Raw genomic sequence first — 24,943 nt, 5'->3', positions numbered from 1 at the left:
AGGATGATGAGGGTAAGGTAGGCAAGCGAGAAGCCGAGCGTCAATCCGAAACCCGGAATGACGCTCGGCTGTCGAAATCGCCAACCCGCCCGAGCGGGTGCTGTGATGGCCACTGCTGTCATGGAGTTCCGGATCGCCCCACTCTTCAAGCCAGATTGCCCTTCGCTATGACTTCAAGAGCCTTGGGCGTGCAAGTTCGTTGAAAGATACGGCGCCTACTTCCATTCGCCCAAAGGCGTGTGGATTTTCTTCCTTCGCCGTCATTCGGGCTTTCTCCAGCTCTTCTGACTACTCCTTACTGCGCAGGTCTCCAGGTCTGGTTGGATGAGCACCATCACCGAAATGATAGGGTACGCGCATTCTTCAATCGTCGAAAAATTAAGCCAGAAGCTTGCATGTCGCGACCAGCGTTGGGTCCCGAGCATCCACCGCGCGCATACCGCCCGGCAGACGGCGTTCGGCGGATCGGACGGCAGAATTTGCAGACGTCGTCGTGTGGACCAGGCGACGCCGACAATGACGAAAGCGAAGCTATGGCAGCAAGTAGTAGCGAACACAATCGCGCGCGGATCAGCCGACAGTCGGAAGTGGGACCCTTGCTCAAAAGAATAGGTTGGCCACGCCACTAAGATATCTCACGCGTTCCCGTGATGGCCTTCTACGCAATACAAAACCAACGCATCATGGAGCGCATGAATCAGATTAGAAATCCGCCTGGGGAGGAGGATATGAAAAACATCTCAAATGACCTGATGGAAATTGCCGGCCGAATTCGCCCTGCGCGGGAAGCCTTCGCGGAGGCGGACAGGAGGAGGGTCGAATCCGCTTTGGAGGCAGGACGACTTCTTTGCCAGGCCAAGGACGACTGCCTGCACCAGCAATGGATGGCTTTCCTGAGATGGGCCGATATGGATGAACAAGAGGCTCGAAAGCTGATGCAGCTTGCCCGCGCGGGACTGACATCGTGCGTCGTTTCGGAAATCGGCGGCATCGATGCGGCACTGGCCTATCTTGTGGAGGCAAGATTGCCCGAGCCGGAAGAGTGCCTGACCGTGGGCCGCGTAGGCTGGCCGGAAAAGAACACGCCCTTCGCGATTATCAAACCCAATGCCGCGCATCCCGGCTATTACGATATCGCCATTGCCGACATGTGGGCCAATCCAGCAACGGTTTTCTCATCGAGAAAGCCGCTTCGGGGGGAAAGCATGAGGCAAGCCGACGGGTCGTTCTTCAACAGCCTCTGGCATATTGTCGATCGTGAATTGGATGTCCCGCATTCGCAGCGCGAGTTCCAGATGATGCCGGCGGATCTGTTCTCGCGAGATGGTGCCTTCCTCTTCGCCAAGCCTATCTCCGCGGCTGACAGTGCGACGGAAAGCGAGGCCCACAGCTACATTCTTTGAATGTTCGCCGGCAAACGCGACCGCGCAGCCCCGCAACAATTCCATTGCATGGACCGGAAAATCGCCCTGCCGGCCTCGGCGTGCTCTGCCTAGCGTTGTTCGTCACGGCAGAACACTCCAGCGCGCAGTCTCACCCGGACGAAGATCTATCATGCTCAGGCGAGGCTGTTCGAGGGCAATTTCCTGACTCGGCTCCCGGACGGCAAGTTGAAGCGAGAACCGAACTACCTCTAAGAGCATGGCAAAAAGACCAAACGGCCGCCGACCGGAATTTTGACGGAAAATGAACTCAAGCAATCGACGCGCCAATGAAGCGCCGTCAGCCGGCTTGCAGCCGAGCGTGGCTGCGCGCCGGATCATCTCGTCTCGTCCATTTGCAATGGCCATCAGCACTTAGCGTTGTCAAACCGCGCCAGACGACCGTCCGGGCCCATACCAGGTCTCGGAAGTGGTAATGTCTTATCCGATTGCGCACTCCATTTTCTTGGCCGCTGCTGGCTTAATCGCGTCAGTTGTCATCATCAGAGTGGCGGTTACATGCGCATCGCGATTGTTGGTTCGGGTTACGTGGGTCTTGTATCGGGCGCTTGCCTGGCTGATTTCGGCCATCAAGTCGTCTGCGTCGATAAGGCGGAGGCCAAGATTGCCGATCTCCAGGCCGGAAGAATGCCGATCTATGAGCCAGGTCTCGACGACCTCGTCGACAAGAATTCCGCGAGCGGCCAGCTCACCTTCACCAGCATGCTTACAGCGGCAGTCGCCGATGCGGACGTGGTGTTCATTGCCGTCGGGACGCCTTCGAGGCGAGGCGACGGCCATGCCGATCTGTCCTATGTCTACGAAGCGGCCCGGGAAATCGCGGCCGCTGTTCACGGGTTCACCGTGGTGGCAATCAAATCCACGGTGCCGGTGGGCACGGGGGATGAGGTCGAACGGATCATTCGCCAATGCAATCCCCTGGCCGATGTGGCCGTCGTCTCCAACCCGGAATTCCTGCGCGAAGGAGCCGCGATCGACGACTTCAAACGACCAGACCGGATCGTTATCGGCCTCCCGTCGGACGAGCGTGGCCGGGAGGTGATGGCGGAGGTGTATCGGCCGCTCTATCTCAACCAGGCACCCATCCTGTTTACCGGCCGCCGCACGTCCGAGCTGATCAAATATGCGGCCAACGCCTTCCTGGCGCTCAAGATCACGTTCATCAACGAGATCGCGGATCTCTGCGAGAGCGTGGGCGCGAACGTGCGCGAGGTAGCGCGGGGCATCGGGCTCGACAATCGCATCGGCTCAAAGTTCCTGCACGCCGGCCCGGGCTATGGAGGATCCTGTTTTCCAAAAGACACGCTGGCTTTGGTCAAGACGGCGCAGGACAGCGGCGCGCCATTGCGCCTGATCGAAACGACGGTTGCCGTGAACGACCAGCGAAAACGCACCATGGCGCGCAAGATCGTATTTGCCTGCGGCGGAGATGTCCGCGCAAAGACAGTGGCCTTGCTGGGTCTTACCTTCAAACCCAACACCGATGACATCCGTGAAGCGCCTTCCCTCTCGATCATCCAGGCCTTGATCGATTTTGGAGCACATGTCCGAGTGTATGACCCCGAAGGCATGGAACAGGCGAAAATCGTGCTCGGCACAAGCGTAAGCTATGCCGAAGGCGCCTATGAATGCGCCGAGGGCGCCGACGCGCTGGTCATCGTGACCGAGTGGAATCAGTTCCGCGCCCTGGATTTTGAACGACTGTCCCGCACGATGTCGAAACGGGTGGTGGTCGACCTGCGCAACATTTACCGGCGGGAAGACATCTCCAAGCACGGCTTCGAGTACGTGAATATCGGTGAGGGAGCGGTCGGAGACAAGGCAGTTTTCGCCGCGGCCGCGGAATGAGGTATCTGGTCACCGGCACCGCAGGATTCATCGGTTTTCACCTGGCGCGCCGGCTGCTCGACGACGGTCATCGCGTCACCGGCTTCGACGGCATGACGCCATACTATGACATCGTCCTGAAGCAGTCCCGACACGCCCTGCTTGAAAGATACGACGCCTTTCGCGCCCATATCGGCCAACTGGAAGACCTGGATGCCCTTCGCCGCGCCGCGGACTCCGCCCGGCCCGATGTGATCGTGCATCTGGCCGCGCAGGCCGGTGTCCGCTACTCAATCGACAATCCGCGAAGTTACACGGACAGCAATCTCGTCGGCTCGTTCAACGTCCTTGAGCTTGCGCGTGATCTCAAGCCCCGGCATTTGCTCCTTGCGTCCACGAGCTCGGCCTATGGAGCGAACGACAAGATGCCATTCGTCGAAACCGACAAGGCTGATTGGCCGTTAACCTTCTATGCGGCCACGAAGAAGGCGATGGAGGCGATGGCGCACTCCTATTCACATATCTTCGGAACGCCGACCACATGTTTCCGCTTCTTCACCGTATACGGCCCCTGGGGCCGGCCCGACATGGCGCTCTTCAAATTTGTCGACGCGATCGAGAACGGCCGTCCGATCGAAGTGTATGGCGAAGGCCTGATGAAGCGCGATTTCACTTATATCGATGATCTCGTCGAAGCCATCGTCCGACTCGTCGAATGCACGCCTGCGACAGGTCGCGCGGCGTCCGCTCCCGGCGTCGTCGACACGCTGTCACCCGTCGCGCCGTGGCGTGTCGTCAACATAGGCGGCGGCGAGCCTGTCGGGCTGCTGCCTTTCATCAAGACGATCGAGAACTGCCTGGGCAAACGCGCCATCCGCAAGATGTTGCCGATGCAGGCTGGCGACATGCGGGCAACCTATGCCGACCCCCGCCTGCTGGAGACCCTTACGGGCTTTCGCCCTTGCACCAGCGTCGAGGACGGGGTGACCGCCTTCGTACGCTGGTATCTGGAAGAACGGCCGTCGCGGCCGACAATCGCCGCCTGAAGCGCGCAGACCTGTGCTCCGTGCACGCGCCTAGGTCCTTGGCGCGACACAGGTTGGTCATGCCGAGGCCAGCTTGGCATGTATCCTGGGCCTTTCGCCATGCCAGGATGTCACCTCAATGGCGGCTCCGTCTCCACAAAGCACTGTAAAGCCGCTGTCGGTATGAGTTTGGACCTGGCCGGTCAGCCCGATATGGCGCCCAGGCGGGGCAAACATGCGCGCCTTGTCGATCACGATCTTGGCACCGGCAGTGAAAGTGAAGGCGCCCGGATAGGGATCGCCGATGGCGCGGACGAAACGAAGGACATTCTCGGCAGCATCGCTCCAGTCGATTATTCCGTCATCGGCCGTGCGCTTTGCGCAATAGCTGGCAAGGGATTCGTCCTGCGCGACGCCCACGGCCTTGTCACGACTTATCGCCGAAACGACAAGCGGCGTCATCTCGAACAGTGCCTGCTTGTGCTTGTCGTAAAGCGAGCGCGCGGTCTCGTCCGGTGCCACGGCAAAAAGCTTCTGGAGGACGATAGGGCCACTGTCGACACCCTCGTCGAGCCGGAAGAAAGTCGAGCCCGTCTCCTTTTCATTCGCAATGATCGTCCAGGGGATCACCGCCCTGCCCCGAAAACGCGGTAACGGCGCCGGGTGAAAGCCGATCGAGCCATATCGGGCGACCGAGCGAAATTCGCCGCGGCAGATTTGCGACCAGCCGACCACCATCGTCAAATCGGGCCGCTCGGCTTCGAGCCTGTCGATCGTGTCGGGCGCATTGATGTCCTTGGTCAGGTGGACCGCGGCCCCGGCCAGACGTGCCGGCCCCGCCAGATCGACGAAATCGGAATGGCGTTTGGAAGCTTCGCCCGCAAGGGTGACAAGCAGCGAAGGCGTCATGCCAGCTTCGACAAGGGCATCGAATGCGACCCGAGATCCCTCCACCGCACCGACAAAGGCTATGCGCATGAATTCAAGGCTCCAACTCACCGGCGTGAGCGATAGATGGACACAGATCTCTTCTATTGTCTGCTTCGTTTCTGCGCCCAAGTCCTCCTTTAGAGGTAAACGGCAGCCGGCGATGCATCCCTATGTGCAACTCGTCCCTTCAAAGAAAGCTGGGTATTTAGGGGTTGCGACAGCGGGATTGGAATACGCGATGGACAGCTTCGCCGGCTTGGCATTTCTGGATCGCAGCGCCATTACAGTCGGGAAGGGCGGATCTGATCTGCTACGCATGGCGATCCTGCTTTCTGGACGCCGACGCATTTGTGCTTTCGTCCCGCTACGAAGATTGCGCGGTACCACTCAAGGCCATGGCCGGCAGCCCGCCCATCGCGTCCTTCGACTGCGACGTCATACATGCTGCGCTACGATCCCCAAGGACTGAAGACCTGTCACCATGCTGACGACCACCCGTCTGACATTGCATAAGATCGACGCCCGGATCAGGATGACCTGGGCTGCGTCGGGCGCAGACGCGTTTCTTGTCTCCTATCCCGAATCCGGAGCAACCCAGCTTAGACATATCCTTTCGGAATACTTTCGTCGCCACGCCAACGGCGAAAATGTCCATCTTTCGCCAATGTTCGAGGTTCTTCCGGATTTCGATCTCGATCCGACGAGGGGCATCCCGGCTTTTCGTTACACAGATGAGCGCCATCGTGTGCCGCTCGTCCTGGTTTCGCACCTCACCTATAGACGCTCGCTTTTTCTCAACCGACCCATCATCTTCATGACTCGAGATCCGCGCGACGTAATCGTGTCAGCTTATTTCGATGCCACACGTCACAAACGCTGCTTCGAAGGCACCATGGACGCGTTCATTGCCGATCGCGAACAAGGCCTGCCGGCTCTGATAGTATATCTGAATGATTGGGGTAGAGGTCTAAAGCATCACGTAAGTGCAGTATTGGGCTATGGGGAACTGACGGAAGACCCTATGGGTGCCTGCACGCGTATCCTGAGATTTCTCGGCCACACACCGTCCGTGCGCGCGCTTCAGGATTCTATCGACGCCTCGCGTTTCGATGTAATGCGTGAGCATGAGATGGCGGGCGGCCTAGCGGCCCACGATGGCGAAAGCCAGCATGCGCGTCCCGGCAAGGTCGGCGGCTTTTCCGATCATCTTAGTGATGCGCAAGCCGAACTCATTGAGCAGACCTGCATCGACTGGCTAACTCCAGCCGCGATCGAACTGCTTGCCCGTGGCGGAACGCGGCTCGCATGCGGCTGGTATGAACTTCGCCGCCAATTCATGGATGAACACGGCCAAGGCGAGACGATCAAGAGAGATCTTCCTGTCGTCGAATCCCTTTCCACCAATCCATGCAGCAACTTGGCGGAGATCGCCGAGAAGTATGGAAATAATCCATCGACGTCCTGACGTTAAGAGGGGAGTAAATGCGACTTGCGATTGTGCAGGCGGGCCTGGGTGCAGGAGGGACGGAGCGCGTCGTCAGTCTGCTTGCCGCAGATCGATGCAGGCGCGGAGATGAAGTCCATCTATTTGCTTTCGTGGGAGAGCAAGACAAGAGCTATTTTGCCCTGCACCCGAAGGTCACCGTCCACAGACTTGTAGAGGATGGAGCTTCGCGGCTTTCGAAACTCGGATTTGTCCGCAGCTTGCGGCGCGTGGTCGTGTTGCGCGCGGAATTCAAGCAGCTTCAGCCCACTCTGATCGTTTCATTTCTAACAAAGATTAATATTCTTTGCCTGCTGGCGGCGAGAAATCTTGGCATCCGGGTTATTATCTCGGAAAGAAACAATCCCAAAGCGCAGAAAAAACACGCCGCTTGGCGGCTCGTTTCTGGCATTATACTCCGGCAGGCGGATCGGCTCGTCATGCAGACTGATGCGATTGTCAAGACGCTTCCGGATACGCTCAGAAAAAAAGCCCACGTTATCGGAAATCCTTGCGAGGTCATCGGAAATCCGTGCGAGGCGACCGATGCCTACAAAGACCATGGCAATGAGATGTTTCGCCTGGTCGCCGTCGGACGCCTGGTGGAACAGAAAGGCTTCGACACGCTGATAAAGGCGTTTGCTAAAGTCGCCAGCGAATTTCCGGCATGGGCGTTGACAATCTTCGGCGAGGGACCTGATCGGGTTCTTCTTCAACGTCAGATCGATGCGTTGGATTTGGAGGACAGGGTAAAGCTTGCCGGCATTACCGAGCGTCCGGGCGAATGGGCGCGCGACGCCTCCCTCTTTGTCCTGCCGTCACGCTACGAAGGCTTTCCCAACGTGCTGATCGAGGCGATGGCGGCAGGCCTGCCCGTCGTCGCAACGGACTGCGATTTCGGTCCATCCGAAATCATCGAACCAGGCGTTTCGGGTCTGCTGGTACCAGTCGACGATGTTGCCGAGTTGGCATCCGCGATGGCATGCCTGATGCGAAACAATGCTCTTCGCCACAAAATGGGTAGATCGGCCCGGAAAACGATCGATCGGTTCTCAATGCAGCAGATTGCGGAAAAATGGGACTCCGCTTTGACGAAATTCTGAAAATGAAGGCAATCGATCACGAACTCAGTTATTCAGGTTCGCGATCTACGAATGAAAAATATCCAATGCCGGACAAGAACACCTCGAGCGTTTTCAAATCTGGCGCACATATCCTGATGTTCATCCGGAGAATGATCTTTGATAGGCGCACTTTACAGCCAATGTAACTAAAAGCGGCGACCTGTCGCGCGAAGGCAATGCCCGCACATCGTCCCTGATTGGGATCGGTCTCAAGACACAAGGCTACATGTAGACTTTCGAGATTGTGTCCCGTGGCGTGGCCTGGCTTTTGACCACTACGAAGCCTTGCGGTTGGCCAGAGGACGTATCAGCGAGCCGCGGCAGGCATGCTGATGAAAGGAGCATCGCTCATGAAACGCACGTTCGACCTGCTCGGTGCCGCCTGCCTTCTGCTGCTGATGTCGCCCTTCATCGCGGTGCTTTCAATAGCAGTCGCGCTGCTTCTTGGGCGGCCTGTTTTTTTCCGCCAGGAACGTCCCGGCCTGCACGGGAAACCATTCAAGATAATCAAGTTCAGAACGATGACCGATCGTCGGGATCGTCATGGCCGGCTGCTTCCCGATGCTGACAGGCTGACTGGCTTTGGCAGCTTTCTGCGCGCAAGCAGCCTTGATGAGCTGCCCGAATTGATCAATGTATTGCGGGGTGAGATGAGCCTCGTCGGGCCTCGTCCCCTCTTGATGGAGTATCTCCCCCGCTATAGCCCTGAGCAGGCGCGTCGTCACCAAGTCATTCCCGGCATCACAGGTTTGGCGCAGGTGAACGGCCGCAACGCACTTGATTGGGAGAACCGCTTCGTCCTGGACGTCTGGTATGTCGATCACCGGACCTTCGCACTTGACCTAAAAATTCTCTGCCTGACCTTTTACAAGATCTTCACCCGAGAGGGGATCAGCGCCGCGGGACACGCCACCATGCCCGAGTTCATGGGCTCGCAGGTTTTGCAGTCGGGCGGGCCGTTGAGGACGTCTGGATCGCGCCTGCCACGGTTGGCCGCAAGGGTTGCAGCCATCGGTATTCTGCTAGAACTTGGGACTGCCGCTTTCGTTTTTGTTGTCGATCCATATGGGATCAACCATCATCTGGAGATTCCTGATTTCAATGCCGAAAAGACACATCGCCTTTCGATCGGTACGACAGCCGAGCGCTCACTACGTCTATGGCTCACCGACTACGACACTTTGATCCTCGGCGGCTCGCGGGCGCGCGTCGGGCTTGATCCCGCCGGACCGAGCCTAGCTAGGCTGAAGGCCTACAATGCCGCGGTTCCGCATGCGAGCATGGTCGAACTCTATGACATTGGCATGTTCGCCCTGGCTCACGGCGCACCCCGCCGGATGATCGTCAATCTCGATTTCTCCATGTTTGAGGCGGACCGAACGGAAACCCAAGATTTTCCGGAGTCCGGCTTTGCCGGAGTTCCAATGCCTATCGTTTATGCGCGGTCCCTGTTCTCCCCCGAAAGCTTTATCGACGCTTTGCGGACGGTGCACGCCAACAGCATTGGATTTCGGGAGACCGACAAGGAAGACGGTTTTCACCAGATCATGTTGGCACATAATTACAGCTACAGACAGGTGTCCGACCAGAGGCTGAATCGGTTGATGGCGGAGTTTTCGTCTCCCGGCAGCTTCGATTATGACATCACCAGAATCGGCCTGTTGCATGACCTGCTGGATCGTCTCACCGCCGCTGGAGTAGACGTCACGCTCTTCATTTCGCCGATACATGCTCGTCAGATGGAAGCACTCAGGGCCATGGGGCTACTCCCGGTTTACGACCGCTGGCGTGTGGATCTGACGTATACCGTAAGTCAGGTCAACGCATCCAAGACAGCCACGTCTGAAGTGAAACTGTGGGATTTTAGCGGCTATAACTCCGTTACAATGGAAGACATTCCGGATCCGGGCGATCGTCATCAGACGATGCGGTGGTACTGGAGCTCTGCGCGTTACACTCCGGCCTTGGGAGAGTTGATGCTGGATCGCATGCTCGGCCAAGCCTATTCGGGCCCGTCGGATTTCGGCATATCTCTTACCGGATCCAACCTTAGATCAATCCTCGACCAACAGCGAAAGAGGCGCACCATATATGTCGTGCTTCATCCCGAGGAGATTAATAGGATATGGAGCCGTTTGCTTTTATTTAAATTTACAAAGCCAAATATCTAGGCAATTTTCTCTTTATTAGTTCGGTATGTCTTATAGTTCTACTTTTTTGTTCCGCATATATTTAGCGATAAAACGGCCATGAAGCTGCTACCGCTAATGGGGTAGGCCATCGGTCGTAGCGGCGATCAGGTCCTAGCTTATTGGGGTTGCGACAGGACCAAACTTGGTCGTGGCGGCTTTCTGGTTTCTGCCGATGATGGATGCATCGGCAGAAACAATCCCGGAGAACGACCAAGGGACGCGTACTGCCGATCAAGAATGAGCGGGGCGACTTTGGCTACGGTTGCGATGATCGGAAGACTGGCTCGACGGGTGCTGCAAGCTGCCAGGCGCAAGAGTGCGGGCCGCACGCGCCTGGCCAATATCGCACACCTTCTGACCGGCAATTTTCTTGGCTCATTGCTGGCGCTTGTAGCCTTTACGCTTTCAGCACGAGCGCTTGGCGTGACGAACTATGGTGAGCTTGCATTGATCATCGCGTTCACAAGGGTCGTCGAGCGCGTTGTCAGCTTCCAGTCGTGGCAGCCAATTATCAAATACGCAGCCGGCATGAACGCATCCGAGGGCCACGAGAATTTGCGCGTCCTCATGAAGTTCGGCCTGCTTATCGATGTCGGCGCCGCTGTCAGCGCCTGGGTCGTCGCCATTGGCGCGGCCCTTCTCATTGCGCCGGTTTTCGGTTGGTCGACGCAAATCGTGCATCTTCTTGTTCTCTACTCCAGCGTTCTGCTATTTCAGATTTCCGGCGTCCCCGTGGCTGTCCAACGCATGGCCGGCAACTTTCGCCTCCTCGCCTATGGGCAGCTGCTCAACGCTGTTCTGCGCGTATTGCTGTGTCTGCTCGGCGTGCTGCTCAACGGCGATCTCGCTTACTTCACGGCGGTTTGGGCCGGAACGCAGATCCTCGGCTCCCTGGCGCTCCTGACGCTGACCATGCGCGCGCTACACAGGCAGGGTGTCCACAATGTCCTGGGCGCGCCTTTGGCCGGCATCACACGCCGCTTCCCTGGCATCTGGAATTTCGCGTGGTCGTCGAACATCTCACTCACCTTGCGCGCGAGCGCGCAAGAACTCGATACGCTGCTGGTGGGATGGCTAGCCGACCCGGCCTCGGCTGGCTTGTACCAGATCGCCAAGCGTATAGGCCGCGTCGGCCAGCAAGTAGGCCCGCAGGTGCAAAACGTTCTCTATCCCGATGTCGCCCGCCTTTGGGCAAAAGGCAGCATCGAGGAATTCAAGCGGGTGATCTTTCAGACCGAAGCCATGCTGCTCTGCTTTGGCGTCATTTGCGTCCTGGTCGTGGCGGTGCTCATCCGGCCGCTGCTCGCCTGGACCGCGGGACCGGAGTTCATAGGCGCAGCCAGCCTCGTCATCGTGCAGATGGTGGCGGTCACGTTCGTGCTTTCGGGCTCAGCCGCCCGCTCGGCGCTGCTTGCCATGGGCCGGCAACGTGAGGTGTTGCGCATTGTTGTCGTTGCCACAGCCGCCTTCCACGTGACGGCCCTCCTGCTCATCCCGCGGATCGGCGCGATGGGGGGCAATATTGCCCATATCGTCCTGGGCATTCTGTGGGCCTTCGGCCTGGCGCTTTCGTTGCGACAGGCGCTCAAGACCGCCCATCATCCCGACCGGCAAACCCCGCCGGCGGACGCTCTCAACCAAGCAAGTCTTGCCCCTTCAAAGGCGATCTAGATGTCTCTTGCACCTCAAGCTCTTGCGCCTCAAGCCCAGGCACCTCAAGCCCTGGTCACTTTGCCTGCAGCGCAGCGGCGCTCGCCTTCCTCTCCTTCGTGGCTCACACATCTGCAACGACTCGAGGCTGAATCAATCCATATCATTCGCGAGGTCGTCGCCGAACTGCGCAACCCGGTGATGTTGTATTCGGTGGGCAAGGACTCGGCCGTAATGCTCCATCTCGCGATGAAGGCCTTCTATCCGTCGCAACTGCCGTTCCCCCTTCTCCACATCGACACGACGTGGAAATTCAAAGAAATGATCCGTTTCCGCGACGAGACTGTCGCGCGGCTTGGCCTGAAGCTGCTGGTGCGTCGCAACGAGGCCGGCCTGGCCGAAGGGATCACGCCATTTACACATGGCTCGTCGACCTACACGCAGATCATGAAGACGGAGGCGCTGAAATCGGCACTGACCTCGCTCGGCTTCGACGCCGCTTTCGGCGGCGCGCGGCGCGACGAGGAAAAGAGCCGCGCGAAAGAACGGGTGTTTTCGCTGCGCAGCGATAGCCATGGCTGGGATCCAAAGAACCAGCGCCCGGAACTATGGAACCTCTACAACGGCCGGCTGAAACCAGGGGAGTCCGTCCGGGTCTTTCCTCTCTCGAACTGGACCGAAACCGACATATGGCAGTACATCATGAGGGAGAACATCCCCATCGTCTCGCTGTATTTCGCGGCCAAACGCCCCGTGGTGGAGCGCGACGGACAGTTGATCATGGTGGACGACGATCGTCTGCCGCTCCGCCCAGGCGAATCCCCCGAAATGCGCTCGGTACGCTTCCGCACGCTTGGCTGCTATCCCCTCACCGCGGCCACTGAAAGCACTGCCGCGTCTGTTCCCGAAGTGCTCCAGGAAATGCTTGTCGTGAGGACCTCCGAGCGATCAGGTCGGCTGATCGACCATGACGAGGCAACCTCGATGGAAAAGAAAAAGCGCGAGGGGTACTTCTGATGCTGGGTTTTGCTCAAACCGCGGAACTCGAATCTTCTTCGATAGACGAGATCACTTCGCAATATCTTGCTGTCCACGAGAAGAAGAGCCTGCTGCGATTTTTGACATGCGGCAGCGTGGACGACGGCAAGTCGACGCTGATCGGCAGGCTGCTCTACGACACGAAGCTGCTGATGGAAGACCAGCTTGCCACACTTACCCGCGATTCCCAACGCCACGGCACAACCGGCGGCGATCTCGACTTCGCCCTTCTGGTCGACGGTCTGGCCAGCGAGCGCGAACAGGGCATTACGATCGACGTGGCCTATCGTTTCTTCGCCACGGAACGGCGCAAATTCATAGTCGCCGACACGCCCGGCCATGAGCAATACACCCGCAACATGGCTACTGGCGCATCCAATGCCGACCTGGCGATCATTCTTGTCGATGCGCGGCAGGGCATTCTGACCCAGACACGCCGACATTCCTTCATCGTTTCGCTGCTCGGAATCCGGCATGTCGTCCTTGCGGTCAACAAAATCGACCTGGTCGATTATTCGCAAACGGTATTCGACGAGATCGAGGCGACCTATCGAAGCTTCGCGGAACCGCTTGGCTTCGCGTCTCTGGATGCCATCCCGCTGTCGGCGCGTTATGGCGACAATGTTCTTTCGAAAGGCGAGAACCTGCCCTGGTATCGGGGCCCGACGCTCATCGAGCATCTGGAAACCGTCGAGGTGGAACGAGACCGCCGTAGCGCGCCTTTCCGGATGCCGGTGCAATGGGTCAATCGCCCGAACCTCGACTTTCGCGGGTTTGCCGGCACCATCGCCGCCGGCGTGATCCGGCCGGGAGACCGTGTGGTCGTGGCACGATCCGGCGTGACGAGCCTGGTCAAGCGCATCGTCACCCAGGACGGAGACCTGTCGGAGGCAGCGGCCGGCGAGGCTGTCACGCTGACGCTCGAAGACGAGATCGACGTTTCTCGCGGCGACGTCCTGGCGGGGGCGGCGGAGCGCCCGGAAGTGTCAGACCAGTTTGCGGCCCATCTGCTCTGGATGCACGAGGATCCATTGATCCCCGGCCGCCCGTATCTGATCAAGCTCGCCACCAGCGTGGTGGGTGCGAGCGTTACGCAGATAAAACACCGGGTTGACATCAATAATTTTGCAAAACTGGCAGCAAAAACCCTCGAGAAGAACGACGTCGGCTTCGTCAACTTGACGACACAGGCACCGCTCGCCTTCGACCCGTTCTCCAACGTGCACGAAACCGGCGCGTTCATCGTCATCGACCGGATCAACAACCACACGGTCGGTGCCGGAATGATCGACTTCAGTCTGCGCAGGGCGAACAACGTCCATTGGCAAGCACTGGATGTCGACATGAATGCGCGGGCGATCGCCAAAGGTCAAAAGCCCGTGGTGCTGTGGTTCACAGGCCTGTCGGGCTCCGGAAAGTCGACGATCGCGAATCTCGTGGAGAAGCGCCTCCATGCGATCGGCAGGCACACCTACCTTCTGGACGGCGACAATGTTCGCCATGGCTTGAATCGAGATCTCGGCTTTACCGACGCGGATCGCGTGGAGAACATTCGTCGCGTCGCCGAGGCCGCCAAGCTGATGGTCGACGCGGGGCTGATAGCGCTCACTTCATTCATTTCGCCATTCCAGGCGGAGCGGCGGATGGCGCGCGACCTCTTCGGCCCAGGGCAGTTTATCGAGATCTTCATCGACACACCACTGGAGGTCGCTGAAAGCCGCGACCCGAAGGGCCTTTATCGACGCGCCCGAAATGGGTTGATCCAGAATTTCACGGGCATCGGCAGTCCCTATGAGCGCCCGGAAGCGCCACAGATCACCGTTACGCCGGATCTGAGCGCCGAGGAGGCCGCGGAAGTGATCGTCAGCTACCTTGAACGAGGCAGCTACCTCGGAACCGCGACCGGGTAACAGGCGATGGTTGGAGGAGCTAGCCAAGGGCCGATACGGGTTTGCTTTCCATTTATCGGTGATGATGTCGGTGGAAGCCACATCTCGGCGCTCAAGCTCATCCAGAACCTCGATACATCGAAGGTCGTTCCGGTTCTGGTGCTTCAGGAAACGGCCGGGCCTCTGGCGGCCTTTCTGCAAATGGAGGGCCAGCCCTTCACGGGTTTTCCGCTGCCGACGACTTCGCCTGGAAAGGGAACAATCCCCGGCGATGTCATGACCTATCTGACCAGTACGCTTCCGCGCATGCGGCGTTTCATCAAGGAGCAGAAGTTCGATATCGTTCACACCAATGACGGCAGGACGCATGTGAATTGGGGCATTGCGGCGAGACTGGCAGGTGCTCGGCTGGTTTGGCATCATCGCGGCGACCCCGACGCCAAGGGCGCTAACGCGCTTGCGCCGCTCATCGCGCATCGCATGGTGACGGTGTCTCGATTTTCGCGACCGCGGCATCCGATCAGATCCCTCAAGGGACGGCTCAGCGTCATCCATAGTCCCTTCGACCATCCGTCGACTGTGCCTGACAGGATCGCGGCCAAGGCCACACTTCTGGACGAGCTAGGCCTTGCACCAGGAACACGCGTCCTGAGCTTCATCGGCGGGCTGATCGAACGAAAGCGGCCGCTCCTCTTCATCGATATCCTTGATCGTTTCGTGCGGGAGCATCCGCAAATCCCGGTCGTCGGCTGCGTGTTCGGGAATTCACCCGCGGGCTCGCAAGATCTTGAAGCGGCCGCCCGCGTGCGCTGCGCCGAGCGCGGGCTCGGCCAAACGGTGCGCTTCATGGGTTTTCGCAACCCGATCGAACCTTTCCTCGCGGCAACGGATGTTCTGGTGGTTCCCGCCATGGGAGAGCCCTTCGGCCGAACCCTTATCGAGGCGATGTTTCTTGGGACGCCGGTGGTTGCAACCGATCATGGCGGCAATCCGGAAGCTATCGAGAACGGGCGGACCGGATTTCTGGTCACACCGGAAGACGCCGGGGCCTTCATGGAGCCGCTATCGCGGTTGCTGTCCAATCCGCCGCTCTGGGCCCGGATCAGCGATGCAGCCCGCGACCACGCCTTCTTCTCCTACAGCACGCACCGCCATGTCGAAAATGTCATGAAGATCTATGACAGGGCGCTTTGCTCCCGCAAAGCCGGCTTGGCGACCGACCTAACCAGCGAAATCGGCGGTTAAAGGATTTTCGCAATGCGGGTAGAGCACATCGATTTCCTTGTCATCGGAGCCGCAAAAAGCACAACGACCTGGCTGCAGCAGCAGCTTCAGGCCGATCCGAGCGTCAGCACGCCGGCATCCTGATAGACGCATCCAAGGGAAGGGCCTCCTTTGACATGAGTGAGTTTCACGAAAAGTCAGCTGCGCCATTGACATATGGTTCCCCCGGCATTGATCGAGGTCTGCCGTACGAAGCCCATCATCCTGCTCGCAATGCGAACCAAGACACGGGAGCTGCCCAGAGTGGGATCGTGGCCACGACCCCGGCCGGTCAAGTTGGATATCGCCGCGAAATTGACGGCCTGAGGGCGATCGCAGTCGTTCTGGTGATCCTCTACCATTCAGGGCTTCGCGTCGCGGGCCTTGACCCCTTTGCGGGCGGTTTTATTGGCGTTGATGTCTTTTTTGTTATTAGCGGCTATCTGATTGGCTCGATTGTACAGCGGGAAGTCATGGATGGGACTTTCTCGTTCGCCAATTTTTACGAGCGTCGCGCGAGACGGATCCTACCTGCGCTGTATACCGTCTTAGCAGTAACGATCCCCTTCGCTTGGCTATATATGCTGCCGAGTGCCTTTAGAGACTATTCGGCGAGCCTTTTGGCAACCGTGTTTTCAGCCTCCAATCTATATTTCTGGCATGTTGCGAGCTATGACGCAGCCGACAATCTTTTTCGTCCACTAATTCACACCTGGAGCTTGGGGGTCGAAGAACAGTTCTACGTGATCTTCCCTTGCTTTCTTCTACTGGTGTGGAAATTTTCTCGGAAATTTTTAACAGCCATCCTGTGCATTGGGCTCGTCGTTTCGTTCATTCTTGCGGAGTGGATGACGCGGCATTTCCCGGACGCATCTTTTTTTCTACTGCCACCCCGAATCTGGGAACTAGGGTTGGGGGTGTTTCTGGCAAGACGTGAATTGACTGGCGGCCGGCTTGTGTCGATGCGCTCTTCGCGAGTCGCGCCTGCGGTCGGTTTGGCGCTCCTGATCTGCGCGGTGCCGCTGATGCGGCCGCAGTGGCACCACCCGGGACTTGTGACGCTGATCCCGGTTGCAGGAACGGCATTGCTTATCTGGTATACAGGACACGGCGATCCCATTACACGAGCGCTTTCCTCCCAACCGTTTGTATTTGTCGGTCTGATATCATATTCCCTCTATCTTTGGCATCAGCCGATATTTGCTTTCGGCAGAATGAGCGCAACCGATTCTGTCGGTGGTATGATGGTATTTTTTTGGATTTTGATGTCAATTATACTTGCCATTGCGACTTACCGCTTCGTCGAGATTCCGACCCGTAGCAGAAAGCGAACCAGCAAGCACGTTATATGGCTGATTGCCTCACTAGGGGCCGTGTTACTCAGCGGCGGCGGATACTACTGGTATGTCCAAAATGGCATGCCAAGCCGTTTTGCGGACGGCCTGGCCCCGATTGCCGCTGCATCCGATATTCGCGAGGCTCAGATCTTTCAGAACGGGAAGAGCTGTCTCAACTTTGCGCCTGAACAGGGCCCTTGTACCTTTCATGGCTCGAATCCCGAGGGCTATGCTCTTGTTAGTTTAGGTGACTCTCACGCTCGCACTCTGCTTGGTCCGATGCGAGACAGCCTCGATGACTACCGAGATATCGCCTCGTTCACACCGCTCAATCGAGGCGGCTGCGTATTTCTCCTCGGTCTGCAAAGGGTTGACGTGGACCAACCGGGTTGTCCAGGCGACTACAATGACAAGAGGCTCGACTACGTAGGCAGGCTGAAGCGACCGATAGCCGTGCTCTTGTGGCGTCTCCCCATTCTCGTGGAGCAGAGCCGTTACAACAATGGCGAGGGGGGAATCGAGCCGGGCGACGATCACCCGCATTTGGCCAAGCTGGGTGAAACCGGGCCCGCCGATCCGGCTGCAGTCGCCACGGCCATTTCCCGCACCATAAACACACTTCTGGAGCGCGGGGTGAAAGTTGTCTTAGTCTATCCTGTCCCGGAGATGGGTTGGAACGTCCCGCAGGTGCTTCTCATGCGGGCCAGACGCCAGAACGATCCTGCAGCTTATATGCAGGCGGACCCGATTTCGGTTTCCTACGGGGATTTCCGCCGGCGAACGCAACGGACATACGCATTATACGATAATGTCGGATCCGATCCAAATCTCGTGCGTGTGTATCCGGAGAAGGCCTTCTGCGATCAACAGCGCTGTTTCGCCAATCGAGGCTCTCAGATTTTTTATCGGGACGATAACCATCTCAGCGAGACCGGCGCGTCCAAGCTTAACGTTTTGATCATGGACGCCATCAAAGCACGGTGGGGAAATGACCGATGACAGGCGAAGGAAGAGCCGTGGACTTTTTCGACCGGGAAGTCTTATGCGACGTCCCAGCACGGAAGCGACAAGGCTTCCCCTTGCAGTAGAGCTCGACGCTATGCCTTGCGGTGGTATATTTCGAAATACGGGTCCAAAGAGCTGGAAATTCTCTCATCCATGTAAGCGATCTCGTCTCTGTTGAAATAGTCGACATAACCGCCAATTTTGCCCCGGCGCACCTTAAAACTGTCGGGATTCGACTGGTCCGTCGGGCGCATTCTTTCGTGGCCGAAAGCGTCTGCCATTTCGATCTTTCGCAAATTCTCGAAAGAGCCAAAGGTTGTCGCCTCATCGAGGATCATCTCCGGCACGCCCTGAATGCCCAGAAAATCTAGCGCCGTGCGAAGCGCCGATTTTGGAGCTTGGCGCATATGTTCGTAGGACAGCATTTGAAATGCCTTCACCTTATCGCGGTTGTGCGCCCAAGCGTTGTAGAACGCTATGATGGAATCAATGCTGCCGACATCCTGGGCAAGAAACTCACTGATCGTTCCGTCAAACACCTTCATTCGGTGCGTTGCGTCGAAATAATATGAAACAAGCACGTCTCTCGGATCCCGAACCAGAAATAGGATCTTTTTTCCTGAATATTTTGACTTATCGGCCTGGATTTCGCTGGGACGCTTAAGGTTTGGGCTGTCGTCGTGAGAAAAGCCAATGCAGGGGATGTTCGACGAGATCTTCCAGAAATGCTGGATTTCCATCGGATTCTGCAGGTTAAGGCCGTAGTGTTTGTCGATGACGCGGCCAACCATGGTGCGCAGCCACGTTCTACCGCATTTCGGGTATGAAAGCACAAAGGAGTCTCGCGACCAAAAGATCATCTGGCGACGCAACGCTCCCAGGGGACCCGAGTAGCGTATTTTCTTTGGAACGACGGCTTCGCCAAGGAAAAAGGTAGCGTCGCGAAGATTGTTCTTCAACTGTCCGAGCATAGAAAGCTTCCTCTGCTAGCGTGAGTTTGGCGCATTGGCGGCGTCAACAATGAAGTGCCCGAAGACGGGACCGCCGGACCGAAACTCAAGCGACCATTTTAATCTCCGCCATTGTAAGCCATTGCGTCGGTGCAGCGAGACCTAGCTAGCTGGCTGGCCCGGACTGATGGGAGTACCTCTTTGGATTAACGCGGCAAAGTCCGCTTGCAGTTCCGATAGCCCCCCATGCACAAAAGCATGTGTTGCTTAGAAAGCGGGTAAAGCGCCCCATAGCAGCGATAAGATCGTAGCCTCGAATCCGAACGATTGCAGGCCAACCTGTTCTTGATTGAGCAAGGGACTGGCAGGCACGGATTTGTGCCTGCGAGTTCAAACAGCCGCATCTCTTGACGCGCTCTCTTGGGGCGCGGCGGCTAAGCTTTGTCGAGGTCTAGAATGAGCCAGTCAGATCAGCCGTTTGAGGCAATCAGTCCACTGGGAGGCCAATCCCTTTTGCTGGCCACTGCGATCGCTCTCGGCCGTCTCGTCAGCAAACCGCGGACGATTGTTCATGTGCTGTCTTACTTGCGCCGGCGGGTGACCGGGCGCGCCAAGGCCGTTGGCAAGAACCTTCATCTCTACATCATCGATCTGGCCCTGGCGCTGGCGGCACTGTCGTTTGCTTCATTCATGCGATTGGGCCTTGATGGAGAATTCACCGGTCCGGAAAGCCACGCTTCGTTGCTCTTCGCACTCCCTTGCTTCCTGCTTACATGCGCCGTGGTCTTCCCGGTGACTTGCCTCTACACCCGCAACTGGCGATATGCTTCTGTCGGCGACATGCTCGGTATCGTTCGCGCGGCATTCGTCACATCGCTGGCCTTCGTGTTCCTGATGTTTGTGGCTACACGGCTCGATTCGATCCCGCGCTCGGTGATAGTGATCCAGTTTCTGTTGCTCGTGCCGCTGCTTATTTCAGTTCGCATCCGCTCCAAGCTCGTTGAGCTAAGCCGCTTTGGTCCGACTGCGAACAGAGCGAAAAACGGACGCGACGTGGTCCCTGTGCTGCTGATCGGTGCAGGCGATGCGGCCGATCTTTATATTCGCGCGCTGCAGCGGGATCCGAATGCACGCCATTGGCCGGTCGGCGTGCTCGATAATGGCGCAACGACAGAGGGCTATTTCCTGCGCGGCGTGCCGGTTCTGGGCAGCATCGAAGACTTCGACATGGTCATCGGCGATCTGGAAGGTCGCGGCATCAAGCCCCGCCACGTGATTTTCACCGAAAGGGTGCCTGGCCTCGTCGACCCGATGCTTGAAGCGCTGATCGACCGGGCCGACCGTCTGGGCATCGCTGTCTCTCGCCCCGCCCCGGTCCTGGAACTGCGCAATCCTAAATATCAGAGTCGCTTCGACTTGCGCCCCATCGAACTTACCGACCTTCTGGAGAGGCCGCAGGCGGTTCTTGATAAAGATGCGTTGTCCCGAATGATCGAAAACAGGCGCATCGTCGTCACCGGCGCCGGAGGCTCGATCGGCGGAGAGCTCACGCAGCAGATTGCCGCGCTCGGCCCCACCGAAGTGGTCCTGATCGATAACAGCGAGTACAATCTGTACGCCATCGATCTGGAATTGGCGGAGAAATTCCCTAATGTGCGCCGGAAGCCATATATCTGCGACGTACGCGACCCTGTTCGCCTGGGCGAGATTTTCCGACGCCATCGCGTTGACCTGGTCTTCCACGCGGCGGCGCTCAAACATGTGCCGATGGTCGAGTTGAATCCCTGTGAGGGCATTCTTACCAACGTCATCGGTACTATGAACGTGGCAGAAGCGACCCGCCTTTGCGGCGCCAAGGCAATGGTCCAGATATCCACCGACAAGGTTGTGAACACGACCAGTGTCATGGGCGCGACCAAGCGCCTTGCGGAACTCTACTGCCAGTCCCTGGACCTCGCCTTCACCGCCGGCGATACCCCCGTCCGCTTCATGACCGTTCGTTTCGGCAATGTTCTGGGTTCAAGCGGGTCGCTGATCCCGCTGTTCAAGCGCCAACTCGCCCACGGCGGTCCGCTGACCGTGACCGACATGGAGATGAAGCGCTTCTTCATGACAATACGCGAGGCGGTTGAACTGACCTTGCAGGCATCGGCCCATGGTCTGGAGAAAAAACTCGGACAGGGCGAAATCTTCGTTCTCGACATGGGTGCGCCAATCAAGATCATCGACATGGCGCGCCGCATGATCAAGCTCGCGGGATTTCGGCCGGATGAGGACATCAAGATCAAGATTGTCGGCTGCCGGCCGGGAGAAAAGCTGTTCGAGGAACTCTTCGACGAAAGCGAAAGACGTGTCGACGTTCCGATTTCCGGAGTCTTGGGCGCCGTGCCCAACGCGATGCCGCTTGACACGCTTCGCAAGGGATTTTCGCAATTGCGTCGCTTGGCGAGGGCCGGCGACACTGAGGGAGTGTTAAATCTTGTTGCGGATATGCTTCCCAGTTACCGCAGAGAGGAAGCCAAGCCTGCGGCGGCGGTGACGGCGCCATTCGTGCCTCATGTGATCCTCGGTTCAGCCAAGGCAACCACGCGTCCACACGAGGCGGCCGCTTGAGGCCCAGCGGGAGCGCTGCCGTGCTAAGGCATATTGCCTCGGCTCTGTTTGTTGCGCTGTCGTGCGGCACTGCACTGGCCGGGGCGCCTCAACCTCAGCCGACAGTGGCCGAGGCACGGAAGGCGGTCGAGGCTGCCGGGGCCTATTTCCGCGATCATCTCGGTGTAGCGGGAACTTATGTATGGAAATATTCCCTCGACGGCCAAAAGAGGGTGGGCGAGGGCGGTACCGTGCCCGCGAGCGTTGGCTGGGTGCAGCCGCCTGGTACGCCGGCTGTCGGCGCTGCGTTCCTGCGCATTTTCGAGGTTACCGGCGACAAGCAATGGCTTCAGTCTGCCCAGGTCGTGGCAACCGCTCTGGTCAAGACTCAGCTGGAGTCCGGCGGATGGTTTTACAAGATCGAGACCGACCCGCAAAAGGCGGCGACATGGTGCTACCGCGCACTGAAGTTGGGCGGGAATACCTGTCGCGATATCAAGGACAATCCGCAACGCAACGAGACTGTCCTCGATGACAACAACACACAGAGCGTGCTGAATTTTCTGATGTGGTTCGACCTGGCGAGCGGCGGTTCGGATCCGGACGTCCGTTCCTGCATCGACAGGGCGCTTCATCGATTGATGCGGGTGCAATACCCGAATGGGGCCTTCCCGGTATTCTTCAAGGGAGCCGCGCCTGGGGCGGATGTAAAGGCTGCGGCCAAGGCGAGTATTCCGGCCAGTTGGTCTCACGAGTGGCAGAAGCCTGATCGTCCGCCCTATTTCATCATCAATGACAATCTTCCCCGCGATATGGGTCGTCTCTTTCTCAACGCCTACCGCACATATCACGATCCCGCATATCTCAAGACGGCGGAGAAGGTCGGTGATTTTCTCCTTGCAGCCCAGTTGCCCGCGCCACAACAGGGCTGGGCTCAGGGTTACGATCGTTCCATGCAGCCGGTTTGGGGACGCAGGTTTGAGCCGCCAGCGGTCGTCTCGCGCGAAACCGCCGGCAACATCGATTACCTGATCGAGTTGAACGAGCAAAACAGGGATGCGCGGTTGCTGCACGCGGCGACGACTGCAGCCACCTGGCTACAGGCGGCGCGCCTGTCCGACGGCAGTTGGGCACGTTTCTACGAACTCAACACCAACCGGCCGCTTTACATCGATGAGCGCGGCCAAGTGACGTTCGACGACATGGACCTCCTGAAACACTACGGCATGAAAACCGGTGCAGAGATCGAGCCGGTGTTCGCTCGGCTCGAGAGTGCAACGCGGGGGCAGAGAGTTTCACGTCAACGACTGTGGATCAGTGCCGCGGATGAGTTGAGTGCTGGCGAACTGAATTCAAAGGTGCGTCAGCTCGTCGACAGTCAGGATACCCAGGGACGCTGGGTTGAGGGCCGGTTTATCGAGGGAGAAGACTTCGTCGAGGGCGTGTTCGCCCTCGCTCGTTTCATCTCCGCGCAAGCATCAGAGCCGGCGAAATAGCTTCTATATATCGCTCGCTCTTGCCATGGGGAGACCCTGACCAGATCTTCCGGGTGCGCCGATTTTAGCCTTTGTAGGAGCTGGAAAGCTCGGCTGGTGGGCCCCTTAGATCGGCCTGCGTAGGAAAGGCCGCGAACGACCGTACTTGGAGCGAGTACCGCGAAGAAAGCGCGTGACCGTTCTTGAAGCTGGGCCGTCGCGCAAAATCGCAACACTGGGCGCCATTCCAAGCAGCAGAGGCACGAGAAAGAAACGACTGTAAAGATGTGGTAGCGCATTTGCCAGCGCCGCGAAGAGGAGAACTGTCGTCGCCGTGCAAATGGCGGATACCTTGCCTTCACGACTCCGAGCGGCAAGGATGGCGATGGTGATGCCTGCCACGAGCAGGAGCAGAAAACCGATGAATCCGGGCAGCCCTGCCTCGACCCATATGAGGAGGTAGGTGTTGTGGACCGGGGCGTGCAATTCGCTGACCTGCCGATACTGGTCGGCACCGATACCAAGCAGTGAATTATTGTCCGCTTTGCCAATGGCCTCATGGATGAGCCGCATACGGTCTGCAAACGTGCCAGCCTCATCGAGGTCACCATTCTGCAGCGCATTCAGCACGCGGTGTTGGAAGACCTCGGGCAAGAAGTCGCGGCCCCAGGTAACGGCAATGAAGAATGCGGCGAGCGAGGTCACCGCTAAAGAAATGATGCGGCGCCACGAGCCCGTCGCGACTACGAAGATGGTGACCGCAAAGACAAGGCCGATCAGGCCGGTATTGGATCCTGTCAAAATAATGCCATAACCAAAAAGCGGCAGTCCGACCCAAAGCCAGCGAGGCCTTATGCAACCTGACGCCACCAGCCACAACATTAGCGGGACAGAGAGCGCTATCAGCGTTGCGCACTCATTCTCGCGTTCCACCCAACCCTGGAAACGACCATTGCCGCTGACAAAGACGGTGCCGCGTTGCTTGAGGATGTCGATTATCACTATCCCCTGCAGACACATCACGGCGATCGAGCAAAGAAATGATTTCATCAAGAGAACGATTTCCGCCCAGGGCCTCGACACGATCATGAAGGCCAGGAGAAAGTAAGCGTACAGATATTGCGCCGAGATGATGAAGCCTCGCTGCGGATCTCCGTGGATCAGACTGCTTAGCAGCAGCATCCCGCATAGTAGGGCGATGCCGATATTCCATAGAAAAGTCCCCGCGCCCAAGGGAGAGATCGAAAAGGATTTCCCGAGTATGGCTGCGAATACGGCCGCGAGAGCGAAGCCGTCGCTGATGGTAAAATAGAATGCATCAAACCGAAGAATATTGAAGGGCGTGAGAAAGACGGACGCCACGGCGAACCAGAGCCCGAGTCTCCCGGCTACCTCTGGCAACGATGTGACGGCCGGTTTGGGGCCGGGCCTTGTCCAATAATGGCGAGGAGCCCTGGCGTAGTTCATCCTCACTCCTGAATCTGCTTGAGAGTCCTTTTCGCCAGCCCTCATTGGGCCTGCAGTTCAGCCTATCTGCCAAGATAGGGCCCGGGCCGGTTACGCTATCCTTTTGGATGATGTCGCCTTTGCGGCTAAGCCTCTTGAGCGCGATTGCGGCCGCGCAACCATGTTAAAACTGTCGTCGCGGTAAGTCGCGAATTCGATGTTGGGTAGCCTCCAGGTCCGATGTGGCAGGGCCGGCTTGGACCAGTCGAAGACAA

General features: G+C 58.2%; 16 protein-coding genes and 2 pseudogenes. 14 read left to right on the top strand and 4 right to left on the bottom strand.

Annotated features, from left to right (window positions below; all coding sequences use genetic code 11):
- Nucleotides 1–122 (bottom strand): annotated as a pseudogene (locus FJ867_RS24150) (molybdate ABC transporter permease subunit); the annotation flags it as partial.
- 606 nt (nt 123–728) lie between these two features.
- Here FJ867_RS24150 and FJ867_RS24145 point away from each other — a divergent pair.
- From FJ867_RS24145 to FJ867_RS24135, 3 genes are all read left to right on the top strand, one after another.
- Nucleotides 729–1,403, top strand: a complete 675-nt coding sequence (locus tag FJ867_RS24145) for a hypothetical protein (protein WP_140818786.1) — start codon at nt 729–731, stop codon at nt 1,401–1,403.
- A 537-nt stretch (nt 1,404–1,940) separates the two neighbouring features.
- Nucleotides 1,941–3,290: a UDP-glucose/GDP-mannose dehydrogenase family protein gene (locus FJ867_RS24140; protein WP_140513535.1), complete on the top strand. Its 1,350-nt coding sequence runs from the start codon at nt 1,941–1,943 to the stop codon at nt 3,288–3,290.
- Nucleotides 3,287–4,315, top strand: a complete 1,029-nt coding sequence (locus FJ867_RS24135; protein ID WP_140581285.1) for an NAD-dependent epimerase/dehydratase family protein — start codon at nt 3,287–3,289, stop codon at nt 4,313–4,315. The genes FJ867_RS24140 and FJ867_RS24135 overlap by 4 nt, the downstream gene beginning before the upstream one ends.
- A gap of 57 nt (nt 4,316–4,372) precedes the next feature.
- Here the strand turns inward: FJ867_RS24135 and FJ867_RS24130 are convergent, their stop codons facing one another.
- Nucleotides 4,373–5,272, bottom strand: coding sequence for a formyltransferase family protein (locus tag FJ867_RS24130; protein ID WP_140498428.1), 900 nt, complete (start codon nt 5,270–5,272; stop codon nt 4,373–4,375).
- A 433-nt stretch (nt 5,273–5,705) separates the two neighbouring features.
- Between FJ867_RS24130 and FJ867_RS24125 the strand changes: the two genes are divergently transcribed.
- The 9 genes and pseudogenes from FJ867_RS24125 to FJ867_RS24085 all read left to right on the top strand — a co-directional run bounded on the left by FJ867_RS24125 (nt 5,706) and on the right by FJ867_RS24085 (nt 18,199).
- Nucleotides 5,706–6,689 carry a sulfotransferase domain-containing protein gene (locus FJ867_RS24125; RefSeq protein WP_140513529.1) on the top strand — a complete coding sequence of 328 codons (984 nt, stop codon included), beginning with the start codon at nt 5,706–5,708 and terminating at the stop codon, nt 6,687–6,689.
- Between the two features lie 17 nt (nt 6,690–6,706).
- The gene (locus FJ867_RS24120) at nt 6,707–7,810 is read left to right on the top strand and encodes a glycosyltransferase family 4 protein (protein ID WP_140498430.1); all 1,104 of its coding nucleotides are present in this window, start codon (nt 6,707–6,709) and stop codon (nt 7,808–7,810) included.
- A gap of 371 nt (nt 7,811–8,181) precedes the next feature.
- The gene (locus FJ867_RS29410; RefSeq protein WP_140513525.1) at nt 8,182–10,002 is read left to right on the top strand and encodes a sugar transferase; all 1,821 of its coding nucleotides are present in this window, start codon (nt 8,182–8,184) and stop codon (nt 10,000–10,002) included.
- Nucleotides 10,003–10,290: 288 nt separating this feature from the next.
- Nucleotides 10,291–11,694, top strand: coding sequence for a lipopolysaccharide biosynthesis protein (locus FJ867_RS24110; protein ID WP_224519136.1), 1,404 nt, complete (start codon nt 10,291–10,293; stop codon nt 11,692–11,694).
- Nucleotides 11,695–12,690 (top strand): sulfate adenylyltransferase subunit CysD, encoded by a 996-nt coding sequence (gene cysD / locus FJ867_RS24105; RefSeq protein WP_224619688.1) that lies wholly within the window; start codon nt 11,695–11,697, stop codon nt 12,688–12,690. It abuts the gene before it with no gap.
- Nucleotides 12,690–14,621 carry a sulfate adenylyltransferase subunit CysN gene (gene cysN, locus FJ867_RS24100; RefSeq protein WP_140513523.1) on the top strand — a complete coding sequence of 644 codons (1,932 nt, stop codon included), beginning with the start codon at nt 12,690–12,692 and terminating at the stop codon, nt 14,619–14,621. Before cysD ends, cysN begins: the two co-directional genes overlap by 1 nt.
- 6 nt (nt 14,622–14,627) lie before the next feature.
- A complete protein-coding gene (locus FJ867_RS24095) occupies nt 14,628–15,845 on the top strand; it encodes a glycosyltransferase family 4 protein (RefSeq protein ID WP_140818784.1) in 1,218 nt (405 codons plus the stop codon).
- A gap of 12 nt (nt 15,846–15,857) precedes the next feature.
- Nucleotides 15,858–15,950 (top strand): annotated as a pseudogene (locus FJ867_RS29160) (sulfotransferase); the annotation flags it as partial.
- A gap of 50 nt (nt 15,951–16,000) precedes the next feature.
- Nucleotides 16,001–18,199 (top strand): acyltransferase family protein, encoded by a 2,199-nt coding sequence (locus FJ867_RS24085; protein WP_140633006.1) that lies wholly within the window; start codon nt 16,001–16,003, stop codon nt 18,197–18,199.
- A gap of 98 nt (nt 18,200–18,297) precedes the next feature.
- On the opposite strand, the gene FJ867_RS24080 is transcribed toward FJ867_RS24085, so the two are convergent.
- Nucleotides 18,298–19,176 (bottom strand): sulfotransferase domain-containing protein, encoded by an 879-nt coding sequence (locus FJ867_RS24080; protein WP_140633010.1) that lies wholly within the window; start codon nt 19,174–19,176, stop codon nt 18,298–18,300.
- Between the two features lie 435 nt (nt 19,177–19,611).
- Here FJ867_RS24080 and FJ867_RS24075 point away from each other — a divergent pair, with 435 nt between their 5' ends.
- Both FJ867_RS24075 and FJ867_RS24070 read left to right on the top strand, forming a co-directional pair.
- On the top strand, nt 19,612–21,768 hold the full coding sequence (locus FJ867_RS24075; RefSeq protein ID WP_140633013.1) for a nucleoside-diphosphate sugar epimerase/dehydratase: 2,157 nt from the start codon (nt 19,612–19,614) through the stop codon (nt 21,766–21,768).
- Between the two features lie 20 nt (nt 21,769–21,788).
- Nucleotides 21,789–23,243 (top strand): hypothetical protein, encoded by a 1,455-nt coding sequence (locus tag FJ867_RS24070; RefSeq protein ID WP_140818782.1) that lies wholly within the window; start codon nt 21,789–21,791, stop codon nt 23,241–23,243.
- 105 nt (nt 23,244–23,348) lie between these two features.
- On the opposite strand, the gene FJ867_RS24065 is transcribed toward FJ867_RS24070, so the two are convergent.
- Complete coding sequence (locus tag FJ867_RS24065) at nt 23,349–24,689, bottom strand: O-antigen ligase family protein (protein WP_181165376.1); 1,341 nt, start codon at nt 24,687–24,689, stop codon at nt 23,349–23,351.
- Between the last annotated feature and the right edge of the window lie 254 nt (nt 24,690–24,943).

The sequence above is a fragment of the Mesorhizobium sp. B2-5-3 genome (assembly GCF_006441005.1).
Lineage (GTDB): Bacteria > Pseudomonadota > Alphaproteobacteria > Rhizobiales > Rhizobiaceae > Mesorhizobium.
Note: the sequence above shows the minus strand (reverse complement) of the source record. Positions and strands in the feature narration are given on the sequence as shown.

Excerpts from the sequence above, each read along its gene's own strand:
- FJ867_RS24145 (WP_140818786.1), top strand. The coding sequence starts at position 729 with ATGAAAAACATCTCAAATGACCTGATGGAAATTGCCGGCCGAATTCGC.
- FJ867_RS24140 (WP_140513535.1), top strand. The coding sequence starts at position 1,941 with ATGCGCATCGCGATTGTTGGTTCGGGTTACGTGGGTCTTGTATCGGGC.
- FJ867_RS24135 (WP_140581285.1), top strand. The coding sequence starts at position 3,287 with ATGAGGTATCTGGTCACCGGCACCGCAGGATTCATCGGTTTTCACCTG.
- FJ867_RS24130 (WP_140498428.1), bottom strand. The coding sequence starts at position 5,272 with ATGCGCATAGCCTTTGTCGGTGCGGTGGAGGGATCTCGGGTCGCATTC.
- FJ867_RS24125 (WP_140513529.1), top strand. The coding sequence starts at position 5,706 with ATGCTGACGACCACCCGTCTGACATTGCATAAGATCGACGCCCGGATC.
- FJ867_RS24120 (WP_140498430.1), top strand. The coding sequence starts at position 6,707 with ATGCGACTTGCGATTGTGCAGGCGGGCCTGGGTGCAGGAGGGACGGAG.
- FJ867_RS29410 (WP_140513525.1), top strand. The coding sequence starts at position 8,182 with ATGAAACGCACGTTCGACCTGCTCGGTGCCGCCTGCCTTCTGCTGCTG.
- FJ867_RS24110 (WP_224519136.1), top strand. The coding sequence starts at position 10,291 with ATGATCGGAAGACTGGCTCGACGGGTGCTGCAAGCTGCCAGGCGCAAG.
- cysD (WP_224619688.1), top strand. The coding sequence starts at position 11,695 with ATGTCTCTTGCACCTCAAGCTCTTGCGCCTCAAGCCCAGGCACCTCAA.
- cysN (WP_140513523.1), top strand. The coding sequence starts at position 12,690 with ATGCTGGGTTTTGCTCAAACCGCGGAACTCGAATCTTCTTCGATAGAC.
- FJ867_RS24095 (WP_140818784.1), top strand. The coding sequence starts at position 14,628 with ATGGTTGGAGGAGCTAGCCAAGGGCCGATACGGGTTTGCTTTCCATTT.
- FJ867_RS24085 (WP_140633006.1), top strand. The coding sequence starts at position 16,001 with ATGAGTGAGTTTCACGAAAAGTCAGCTGCGCCATTGACATATGGTTCC.
- FJ867_RS24080 (WP_140633010.1), bottom strand. The coding sequence starts at position 19,176 with ATGCTCGGACAGTTGAAGAACAATCTTCGCGACGCTACCTTTTTCCTT.
- FJ867_RS24075 (WP_140633013.1), top strand. The coding sequence starts at position 19,612 with ATGAGCCAGTCAGATCAGCCGTTTGAGGCAATCAGTCCACTGGGAGGC.
- FJ867_RS24065 (WP_181165376.1), bottom strand. The coding sequence starts at position 24,689 with ATGAACTACGCCAGGGCTCCTCGCCATTATTGGACAAGGCCCGGCCCC.